Origin of the sequence: Nocardia sp. MDA0666, assembly GCF_003023875.1 — a bacterium.
GTDB classification, from domain to species: Bacteria; Actinomycetota; Actinomycetes; order Mycobacteriales; family Mycobacteriaceae; genus Nocardia; species Nocardia aobensis.
Map to the genome: position 1 here is coordinate 20,012 of NZ_PYHT01000041.1, position 10,682 is coordinate 30,693.

The following is a 10,682-nucleotide window of genomic DNA, read 5'->3' on the forward strand; positions in this document are numbered from 1 at the left end:
TATGGATTCGCTCATCATGTCCGCCCGCGACCTCGATTTCCTGCTCTACGAGTGGCTCGACGTCACCGGGCTGACCGAGCGCGAGCGCTATCGGGAGCACAGCCGCGAAACCTTCGATCAGGTGCTCGCGCTGAGCCGGGAACTGGCCGAGAAGTATTTCGCCCCGCACAACCGCCAGGGCGATCTGCACGAGCCGACCTTCGACGGCGACAAGGTGCACATCATTCCGGAGGTGGCGACCGCGCTGTCGGCCTTCGCCGAGGCCGGATTCGTCGGTGCCGCGATGGACGAGCGAGTGGGCGGTATGCAGTTGCCACACACCGTCTTCACCGCGTGCATGGCGTGGTTCTACGCCGCCAATGTGGCGACCGCCAGCTATGCGCTGCTGACCATCGGCAATGCCAATCTCCTGGCCGCACATGCCGATTCGGATCAGCTCGACCGGTTCGTGCGGCCGATGCTGACCGGCCGCTACTTCGGCACGATGGCGCTGTCGGAACCGCAGGCGGGCTCCTCGCTGGCCGACATCACCACCAAGGCCGTGCCGCAGGACGACGGCACATACCGGCTGTTCGGCCGCAAGATGTGGATCTCCGGCGGAGACCACGACCTGTCGGAGAACATCGTGCATCTGGTCCTGGCACGCCTTCCCGGATCGGATGCCGGAACGCGCGGCATCTCGCTGTTCATCGTGCCGAAATACCTTCCCGCCGAGGACGGTTCGCTCGGCGAGCGCAACGATGTGGTACTGGCCGGGATCAATCACAAGATGGGCTGGCGCGGCACGGTGAACACGGCGCCGGTCTTCGGCGACGGCGCGTTCACCCCCGGCGGCGCGCCGGGCGCGGTCGGATACCTGGTGGGTGAGCCGAATCGCGGACTGACCTACATGTTCCACATGATGAACGAGGCGCGCCTCGGCGTGGGCCTCGCCGCCACCGCGCTGGGATACACCGGTTTCCTCAAGGCGCTCGACTATGCCCGCAATCGGCCGCAGGGCCGCCCGGTGACAGCGAAGGGCGGTGCGAGCGCGCAGGTCCCGATCGCGCAACATCCGGATGTGCGCCGAATGTTGCTGGCGCAGAAGGCGTATGCCGAAGGCGCACTGGGCCTGCAGTTGTACTGCGCCACGCTGATCGATCGTCAGCGCAGCGCCGTGGACGCCGCGGAGGCGCAGCGCGTCGCCCTCCTGCTGCGGGTGCTGACCCCGATCGCCAAGAGCTGGCCGAGCCAGTGGTGCCTGGCCGCCAACGACCTCGCCATCCAGGTGCACGGCGGCGCCGGCTACACCCGCGACTACGACGTCGAACAGCATTACCGCGACAACCGCCTGAATCCGATTCACGAAGGGACACACGGCATTCAGAGTCTGGACCTGCTCGGCCGGGCGGTGGTCGCGGACGGCGGCGCGGCGCTGACACTGCTGCTCGACACCATGGGTGAAACGGTCGACCGCGCTCGCGCGACCGGCGACGGCGAACTCGGTGATTTCGCCGATGCGCTGGCCGCGGCCGCGGGACGCATCGCGACCACCACCGCGACCGTGTGGCGCGACGCCGATCCGGAAGCGGCACTGGCGAATTCGTCGGCCTACCTGGAGGCGTTCGGACATGTGGTGCTGGCCTGGATCTGGCTGGAACAGGCGGTGGCCGCCGCCCGCGGATCCGAGGACTTCCACCGCGGTAAGCGGGCCGCCGCACGATACTTCTTCCACTGGGAATTGCCCCGCACCGCACCGCTTTTCGATCTGCTCGACGCGATGGATCGCACCACGACCGACCTCGACGACGCCTGGCTCTAGCACAGGGGGCCGGACACGCCCACCCCTCCTGGCGATATTCGGCCATCGAGCCGCCCACTAATCTGGCCCGGTGGAGACGCACCCGGTGGAGATGGGCTGGCAGCAGCTGGCGCAGCAGTGCCTCGTCGACGAGGACGAGGCGATCATCGCTCTGAACAAGCCGGCCGGTATCGCCGTGACCGGGGAACGCCACGACACCGACCTGGTCGAGTTGGCCGCGGCCGAGGGAATCACCCTCTACCCGGTGCACCGCATCGACAAGGTCACCTCCGGTCTCGTGCTGTTCGCCAAGGATCTGACCGCCCACGGTGGCCTGACCAGGCAATTCACCAAGCGCACGGCCGACAAGCGGTATCTGGTCGTCACCGCCGCCACCGATCTGCCCGATACCGGCGTCATCGATCTGCCGTTGAGCGTCGGACGCAAGAACCGCGTCCGGATCGCGACGCCCCGCGACACCATCCGGCGCGAGGGGCAGCTGTGGACGGTCGACGAGGGCGATCTGCTGGCCGGTAAGAACTATCCGTCCCGGACCGAGTTCACCACCGTGGCGCGGACCGATCGGCACACGATCCTGCTGGCCCGGCCGGTCACCGGGCGGCGGCATCAGATCCGCGTCCATCTGGCCTGGATCGGCTATCCGATCGCCGGTGATCCGCTGTTCGACAAATCGGGTGAGTACGCGCGCACGCATCTGCATTCGCTGTCGTTGCGGGTGGAGGCGCCCTGGCGCGCGGACTCCGAACTCGCGCTGACCGCCACGCCGGGTGCGGATTTCTTCTCGACGGGGTCGCAACCGATCCTCGAGAATCCGGCCGACCTGCTCGAACGGATCACCGAAGAATAGCTGTTCGCTATAAACGGTGGCCTCCGTCACGCAGACGGCACGCTGAGGACCTTCTACTCTGGACAAGTGCCGTATCGGCACGCACGCGGCCGAAGCGATCACACCCGGGGGCCGATTCCACACGGGCTCGCACAGGTCGTTCCCGGCGACGGGCGCAACGGTGCGATCCCACGAGAAAGCGGACGCCATGATTCTGTTGGCACAGCTCAGCGATACTCACTTCGATCTGGATCCGCGCAACGCCGAACGAGTCGCCGCCGTCCTCGGCTACCTCGACCGATTACCGCGCCGGCCCGACGCCATCCTCGTCACCGGCGACCTCACCGAATCCGGCACCCTCGCCCAGTACGAGCAGGCCCGCAAATCGCTGACCACCGACATCCCGCTGTACGTACTGCCCGGCAATCACGACGACCGCGCGAATCTGCGACAGGCGCTGCTCGACGGCCCCGCCGAGGACGGGCCGATCAACCAGGCCGTCGAGATCGGCGAGCTCACCGTGGCGCTGCTCGATTCCACGATTCCCGGCGCGGGCGGCGGTGAGCTGGGCGAACGAACCTACGCATGGCTGGACCGGTTGCTGGCCGCCACGCCCGCGGACGCCTCCGTGCTGGTGGCGATGCATCACCCGCCGGTGCCGATGTACTCGACGGTGGTCGATCCGATCCGGCTCGCCGATCCGGAACGGCTGGAACGCACCATCGCCGGTGACGCGCGGATTCTCGGCGTACTCACCGGCCATATGCACGCCATGGGCACGACGCTGTTCGGCGGGCGGCAGCTGGTGGTGGCGCCCAGCGTGGCCTCGGCCATCGGCGGGGCATGGGAGGTCGAGGAGCCCGGCGACGTTCCGATCGACTACGCGCCGGACCCGTCCGTGGTGCTGCACGCCGTCGCGGATCGGCGGCTGACCTCGATCGTTCGCACCGTGCCGATGGGCGGGCGGATCCGCGTACAACCGCGCTGAGCACGGTTCGCGGAACGGGGTTCGGAGCCGGCGGCACGCGCCTACAGTAAAGATACTGTTCTCGATTCGAGGAGCGCGCGGATGCCCGCTACCAAGCCGTCGGTCGTCATCGTCGGAGCCGGGTTCGGGGGGCTCGGTGTGGCAATCGAGCTGCAGCGCAACGGTTTCGACGACATCACCCTGCTGGAACGGGCCGGCGACCTGGGCGGGGTGTGGCGGGAGAACACCTATCCGGGCGCGGCCTGCGACGTGCCCTCCCCGCTGTACTCGTTCTCCTACGAACCGAAACCGGATTGGCCGCATCGCTACTCCGGTCAGACCGAAATCCTGGGGTATCTGCACGCGGTGGCGACGAAACACCGGCTGCTCGAGCGGATCCGCTTCGGCGCCGACGTCACCGAGGCGAGTTTCGACGAACACACCGGGCGCTGGACGATCCGCACCGCAGACGGCGAGATCCGCTCCGCCGACGTGCTGATCTGCGCGGTCGGGCAGCTGTCGCGCCCCCGGATGCCCGATATCGCGGGCATCGAGACGTTCACCGGACCGTCGTTCCATTCCGCGCAGTGGGACCACGACGTCGACCTCGCCGGGAAGCGGGTCGCGGTGATCGGAACCGGCGCCAGCGCAATCCAATTCGTGCCCGCCATCGCACCCGAAGTGGACCGTCTGACGCTGTTCCAGCGGACCGCTGCCTGGGTGGTGCGGCGCACCGACCGCGAGTACCGGCCGATCCATCACGCACTGTTCGAACACGTCCCCGGGTTGCGATTGGCCCAACGCCTGTGGATCTGGTGCTTCCTGGAGTTCTTCGCTCTCGGCCTGGCCGCGATTCCGCCGATCCGGCGCATCGCCACCTGGCTGGGGACGCGCGCCCTGCGCCACGACGTGCCCGATCCGGACCTGCGCGCGAAGCTGACACCCGACTACCCGGTGCTGTGCAAACGGGTGCTGTTCTCCAACGAGTACTACCCGGCGCTGGTGCGGCCGAATGTGGACGTCGTGACCGAGCCCATCGCCGAGGTGGTGCCCGAGGGCGTGCGCACCGCCGACGGGACCATATATCCGGCCGATGTGATCGTCTACGGTACCGGCTTCAAGGGCAGCGAATTCCTCTGGCCGATCCGGATTTTCGGGCGCGACGGCGCGGACCTGGAGAAGGTGTGGGCCGAGGGAGCCCGCGCCTATCTCGGTATGACGGTGCCGGGATTCCCGAATCTGTTCCTGATGTACGGACCCAACACCAATCTGGGCATCGGCTCGATCATCTACATGATCGAATGCCAGGCCCGCTACATCCGACAGGCCGTGGGCTATCTGAGCGAACATCCGGGATCCTGTCTCGAGGTGAAGCCCGAGACCGCGGCCGCCTTCGATGCGCACACCCAGCGCCGGTTGCTGCGCACGCCGTGGACCGCGTGCTCGAGCTGGTATCGCAATGCCGCCGGGCGGATCACCAACAACTGGCCCGGCACCGTCACCGCGTACCGCGTGCGCACCCGGTCGCTGAACCCGGACGACTACGTGCTGCGCGCACCGGAGCCCGTCCGCACGTGATGACCAGCGCGAGCGGTCCGCGCGAGCCCTTCGCCCCGGCGAGGGCCGTCCCGTCGTCCGCCGGTGCTGGCAGACTTGAGCCGTGACCGCGCCTCCCTCCGCCGGCGCCGAGCCGCGAATCGCTCACGGCCCGCTGCGCCCCGTCGAACTCGCCACCGCGGCGGTCCTCGGTGGGGTGACCGTCGGGCTGGTGACCATCGGCTCGGTGGTGCCCTACGCGGCGGCCCTCAATCTGGTCGCCGCGGTGCCGATGGGTCTGCTGGCGCAGCGCTACCGGCTGCGCGCCATCCTGGGCGCGACCGTCGCCGCGACCCTGGTGAGTTTCGTCGCCGCCGGTCTGGTGCCGGCGGCCACCGTGGTGAGCGCGGCGACGATCGGCGGCATCATCGGCACCGTCAAACGGCGGCGACGCGGACTGATCACGGTTCTGTTCCTGTCGTCCCTGGCCGGATTGATCTGGGCGGCGTTCTCGGTCGGCATGCTCTTCCTGTTCGCCGCCTCGCGCCGGCTGGTCTTCGACAACGTGCGCAACATCGCCCAGGGCATCGATCACATGCTCTCCCGGCAGCAACAGCTGGAATCGCTGGGCAACGGTGTCGTCTCGGTGACCGACGGTGTGCTGGCCTGGTGGTGGCTCTACATCGGCGGCGGCGTGTTCCTCGGCGTGGTCTTCACGGCGATGTTCTCCTGGTTCGTCCTCGGCTCGGTCCTGGATCGCCTCGAGTGGTTGCCGGGGCGGGATCGGCTGGAAGCGCCGGCCGATACCCGGGCGGTCGCGCCGGTGCCGGTGCGGTTGCGCGGCGTGTCCTTCCGCTACCCGGGGGCGCGTACCGACGCGCTGACCGAAATCGACCTCAGCGTCGAGATCGGCGAATTCGTCGCCGTCGTCGGCCACAACGGATCCGGTAAATCCACGCTGACCCGCCTGCTGGCCGGACTTCCGCCCACCGCCGGCACGGTCGAACGTCCCGGTTCGGCGGGGCTCGGCGTGATCGGCGGCACCGCGCTGGTGCTGCAGCGGCCCGAGAGCCAGACACTCGGAGTCCTGGTCGCCGACGACGTGGTGTGGGGCCTGCCCCCCGAGGCCGCGCGGGCCGTCGACGTGGAGGCGCTGCTGTGCGAGGTCGGACTGGGCGGGCTCGGCGGCGCGGAGACCGCGACCCTGTCCGGCGGCCAGCAACAGCGCCTGGCGGTGGCGGCCGCCCTGGCACGTGATCCCGCACTGCTCGTGGCCGACGAGGCCACCTCGATGATCGATCCGGACGGCCGGCGCGAACTGGTCGCGCTGCTGGGCGGATTGCCCGCCCGGCACCGGATGGCCGTCGTGCTGGTCACCCACCACGAGGCCGATGCGGCGGCCGCCGACCGGGTCATCCATCTCTCCGGTGGCCGCCAGGTCGAGCATCTGCCGGCCTGGCCGCGTCCGGCACGCAATCTGCGGCGCTGCCCGATCGGCGAACCGCTGCTGGAACTGCGCGATGTGCGCCACACCTACAATCGCGGCACCCCGTGGGCGGCGACCGCGTTGCGCGGGGTGAATCTGACCGTCCACCGCGGCGAGACGCTGCTCGTGGTCGGCGGCAACGGGTCGGGGAAATCCACCCTGGCCTGGATCATGGCCGGGCTCGTCGTGCCGACCACCGGCAGTTGCCGGCTGTGCGACTACACCGGATCCCGGCCCGTGCACAAGCGCATCGGCGCGGTCGAGCTGGCCTTCCAGCATTCCCGGCTGCAACTGCAGCGCCAGACCGTCGGCGCCGAGATCGAGGACTGGGGCGGGCACGGCACCGGCTCCGGCGCGGTGGGCCGCGCCCTCGACGCGGTCGGGCTGGACCGGGCGATGGCCTCGCGCTCGATCGAGGAATTGTCGGGCGGTCAGGCCAAGCGCGTGGTCCTCGCCGCGATCGTCGCCAGCCGTCCGCAGGTCGTGGTGCTCGACGAACCCTTGGCCGGACTCGATCCGCAGGGCCGCGCGGAAGTGGTGGAACTGCTTGCCCGGCTGCGTGATTCGGGACTGACGCTGATCGTCATCTCGCACGACGTGGCCGATATGGAGAGCGTCTGCGACCGCACGGTCCACCTGCAATCCGGTCTGATTCTGGAAAGCCTGCCCGCCGTCGCGGCCGCCGCCGACAATCCGGCCGATACCGCCGGCGCCCCGGCGGCGTCTCCGGGACCGGCCGAACCGGTGGTAGGTCCGCCCGCCGACGGCGACGGGCGCGGGGATGCCGGGATCGCGGGCACGCGATCCGAACCCGTTCAGGCGGGCACGGACGGCGCTCGACCCGAACCCGACCGGGCGCGGGGCAGGAAGCGCCACAGCCGGGGCCGGCACGGCGACGCCCTCGGAGGTGCGCGATGACTATGGTGCTACTGCGCGAAGTTCCGGTCGAGAGCCCGATCCATCGGCTCTGGGCCGGAACCAAGATGATCGTCGCCTTCTTCATCAGCCTCCTGCTGATGTTGCAGCCCACGTGGCCGGTACTCGGCGTGGTGGTCGTCTTCCTGATCGTGATCGGACTGGCCGCCCGGCTGCCGCTGGGCACGCTGCCACGGCTGCCGTGGTGGTTCTGGGCGCTGATCGTGCTCGGCGGACTGATCACTATCCCCACCGGCGGAACCGCCGTTCTGCGGTATGTCCAGGTCACCCTGTTCGGGCTGATCTTGCTGACCACCTCGTTCCTGATCGCGTGGACCACCCCGATGAGCGAGATCGCCCCCGCCCTCGCCAAACTCGGTGCGCCGCTGCGGGTGCTGCGCATTCCGGTGGACGAGTGGGCGGTCGTGGTGGCCTTGACCCTGCGCGGACTGCCGCTGCTGATGGACGAGATCCGGGTGTTGCGTGCCGCCCGCCGGCTACGTCCCAAGGACGGTTCCATGGCGCGCGGAGCCGCGAATCCGCTCGTGGACATTCTCACCGCGGCCATGGCCGTCGCCACCCGCCGGGCCGGCGAATTGGGTGAGGCCATCACGGCACGCGGCGGGACGGGCGAACTGACCGCCCATCCGGCCGGACCCCACCGCGCCGACTACCTCGCCCTGATCGTGTCGGTGGTGGTGTGCGGAGGCGCGGCGGCCATCGGCGTGTTGCTGTAACTCGCCGAGGCAAATAGTCAGCGATCTGCCACAGCGGCGGGCAAACGTGTTCGCTGTGCGAAAAACCAAGTCAGCGGATCGAATTCGCTCCACTTTACGACCGAGTGAAGGTACGGTTACTTCAGTGAGTTAGCCGGGCCACGGCTCCACGCGCAGGGGTTGAAATACGTCGGGGGTATTGGGTTCTCAGCGCGCGTCGTTTTCGGCTGCCGAATGTCTTCCTGATGGAGATTGGAACCGGAATGTTTCTGCGCAAGTTCGCCGCTGTTGCCCTTCCGGCAGTGGTGGCCGTTGCCCTCGGGGCAGGTACCGTCCATGCCGATACCGGCGCGCCCACGGTGCGCTACGAAACCCATCTGACGGGCAACACCGTCGAAACCACTCTCGACGGCGGCTTTTTCCGCGTCGACGCGGGCGGACGCACCGTCGACGTCACCGACGCCGACGGCCGGACACTCGTCACCCTGCCGCTGTCCTTCCGGCAGGACGGCCTGGAGTACCCCATGCCCCATCAGGTGCGCGACGACGCCCGGGTCCTGGATCTGACCGTCGTGAAGGACGCCGCGGCGGCCCGGCCGGTTCCGGTGACGCCGGTGGCGTCACCCCGGGAGAATCAGAACGCGATGAACGCCTTCGCCACCCAGTTCGGGCTCGCGACGGCGATCGGTAGCTTCGTCGGCACTGCCGCCGGCGCGGTCATCGGCGGTGTTATCGGTGCGGCCGCCGCCCTGCCCACCGGTCCGGGCATCATCGCCGGATTCATCACCGGCGCAACGGTGGGAGCCATCATCGGCACGATCGTGGTCGGCGGCCCCGCATTGATCATCGCGGGTGTCGACCTCGTCAGCACGCTGGCCGCCCCCGCCGGCACGACCAAGTGGAACGACACCACATACTGAGGTCGCGGCGGCTCTCGTACGATCCCTGCCCGGCGGCCGCGACCCACCCGGTCGCGGCCGCCGAGTCCTGGTCCCCGAGTGCCACATTGCCGCAGCGTGCGGCTCCCGCTACTTCTCCTCCGGCACCCACGCCGGATGCCACAGCCGCCCGGATTCGGTCCAGTTCATATACCGCACCGTGCCGGATATCTTCGGCGTCGCCCAGACGGCGTCCTTGCGTTCGTCGGCGGTCAGCTCGTTGGCGAAGGGACTGGTCTTGCGGCGCAGCGGGCGCAGCCGTGCGGTCAGCTCCGACATCTCGCGATCGCTGAATCCGGTGCCCACGCGTCCGATGTAATACAGCTCGCCTTCGTGGCGGACACCCACCAGCAGGGAGGCGAATTCTCTTGCGGCACTGCGCCGCCAGCCGCCGATGATCACCTCCTGGGTGCGCCAGTTGCGGGTCTTGACCCACGACTGGCCGCGCTTGCCGGGCAGATAGACCGAATCCTTGCGTTTGGCGACGACTCCCTCGAGACGATGCTCGCGGCTGTATTCCAGGGCGTCCGCACCCGATCCGTCCAGACGCGGCGGAACCAGCAGCGAGGGCACGCCGTCGGCCAGCGCCTCCAGCACCTGCCGCCGATCCGCGTAGCGCTTGCGCAGCAGCGAGGTGCCGTCCAGATACAGCACGTCGAAGGCGACCAAGTCCGCCCGCGCCGGATCCGACTGCAGCAGAGCCAGATTCGATGCCCCCTCGGCGTCGGAGACGACCGCTTCACCGTCCAGCACGATCCGATGCCCCCGCAGTTGCCGCCCCAACTCGGCGATCCGCGGATATCGGCCGGTGACGGTATTGCCCGCGCGGCTGCGGATCACCACGCTGTTGTCGTCTATTTCGACGATGACCCGGAACCCGTCCCATTTGGTCTCGAAGACCCAGTCCCGGGCTCCGAGTTTCGCCACATCCCCGGAGGTCGCCAGCATCGGGGACAGCCCGCGCGGAAAATCGGCCTCCGACCGCGCGGCGGAATCACCGCCCGCGGCACCGGTTTCGGAACCGCCACGCCCGCGTTCGGCGGCGCCGTCCGCCAGGGCGCCGTGCTGCCCGTCGGTCGAACCACCCTGTCCCGCATCCTCTTCCGGCTCGGCGGCCTGTGTTTTCATCAGGTGCATCAACCACTGCTTGCCGTCGGTGCGGATGAAGGCGTAGCGGCCGTTGAGACGCTCGCCGTGAAACTGGACGATCACCTCGTCCGTGCGCCACTTCTCGGTGTCGTAGGTGCCGGTATCCCAGATCGTCATCTGCCCGGCCCCGTATTCGCCACTCGGGATGGTGCCGTGGAAATGCAGATATTCCAGGGGGTGGTCCTCGGTGTGCACGGCCAGCCGGTTCTGCGACGGCGAGGTCGGCGGCCCCTTCGGCACCGCCCACGACACCAGCACACCGTCGCGTTCGAGCCGCACGTCCCAGTGCAGTCGCCGGGCGTGATGTTCCTGCACCACGAAGCGATCACCGGCACCGGGGTCGGGCAG

At 68.9% G+C, this 10,682-nt stretch carries 8 protein-coding genes; 7 read left to right on the top strand and 1 reads right to left on the bottom strand.

Annotation, left to right across the window (positions count from 1 at the left end; all coding sequences use genetic code 11):
• Position 1 precedes the first annotated feature (1 nt).
• From C8258_RS31455 to C8258_RS31485, 7 genes are all read left to right on the top strand, one after another.
• On the top strand, positions 2-1,801 hold the full coding sequence (locus tag C8258_RS31455) for an acyl-CoA dehydrogenase (RefSeq protein ID WP_106958232.1): 1,800 nt from the start codon (positions 2-4) through the stop codon (positions 1,799-1,801).
• Positions 1,802-1,871: 70 nt separating this feature from the next.
• Positions 1,872-2,648, top strand: coding sequence for an RluA family pseudouridine synthase (locus C8258_RS31460; RefSeq protein ID WP_233225459.1), 777 nt, complete (start codon positions 1,872-1,874; stop codon positions 2,646-2,648).
• A gap of 187 nt (positions 2,649-2,835) precedes the next feature.
• Complete coding sequence (locus tag C8258_RS31465) at positions 2,836-3,615, top strand: metallophosphoesterase (protein WP_106958233.1); 780 nt, start codon at positions 2,836-2,838, stop codon at positions 3,613-3,615.
• A gap of 81 nt (positions 3,616-3,696) precedes the next feature.
• Positions 3,697-5,172, top strand: coding sequence for an NAD(P)/FAD-dependent oxidoreductase (locus C8258_RS31470; RefSeq protein ID WP_106958234.1), 1,476 nt, complete (start codon positions 3,697-3,699; stop codon positions 5,170-5,172).
• A gap of 82 nt (positions 5,173-5,254) precedes the next feature.
• Positions 5,255-7,534: an ATP-binding cassette domain-containing protein gene (locus C8258_RS31475; RefSeq protein ID WP_106958235.1), complete on the top strand. Its 2,280-nt coding sequence runs from the start codon at positions 5,255-5,257 to the stop codon at positions 7,532-7,534.
• Entirely contained in the window at positions 7,531-8,268 is a 738-nt protein-coding gene (locus C8258_RS31480; RefSeq protein ID WP_106958236.1) for an energy-coupling factor transporter transmembrane protein EcfT, read from the top strand. The genes C8258_RS31475 and C8258_RS31480 overlap by 4 nt, the downstream gene beginning before the upstream one ends.
• 224 nt (positions 8,269-8,492) lie before the next feature.
• Positions 8,493-9,167: an ammonium transporter gene (locus C8258_RS31485; protein WP_233225460.1), complete on the top strand. Its 675-nt coding sequence runs from the start codon at positions 8,493-8,495 to the stop codon at positions 9,165-9,167.
• A 108-nt stretch (positions 9,168-9,275) separates the two neighbouring features.
• Here the strand turns inward: C8258_RS31485 and ligD are convergent.
• On the bottom strand, positions 9,276-10,682 hold a 1,407-nt coding region (gene ligD, locus C8258_RS31490; protein ID WP_199195918.1), incomplete at its 5' end, for a non-homologous end-joining DNA ligase.

Coding starts and splice junctions, on each gene's coding strand:
- C8258_RS31455 (WP_106958232.1), top strand. CDS start 2: ATGGATTCGCTCATCATGTCCGCCCGCGACCTCGATTTCCTGCTCTAC.
- C8258_RS31465 (WP_106958233.1), top strand. CDS start 2,836: ATGATTCTGTTGGCACAGCTCAGCGATACTCACTTCGATCTGGATCCG.
- C8258_RS31470 (WP_106958234.1), top strand. CDS start 3,697: ATGCCCGCTACCAAGCCGTCGGTCGTCATCGTCGGAGCCGGGTTCGGG.
- C8258_RS31480 (WP_106958236.1), top strand. CDS start 7,531: ATGACTATGGTGCTACTGCGCGAAGTTCCGGTCGAGAGCCCGATCCAT.
- C8258_RS31485 (WP_233225460.1), top strand. CDS start 8,493: ATGGAGATTGGAACCGGAATGTTTCTGCGCAAGTTCGCCGCTGTTGCC.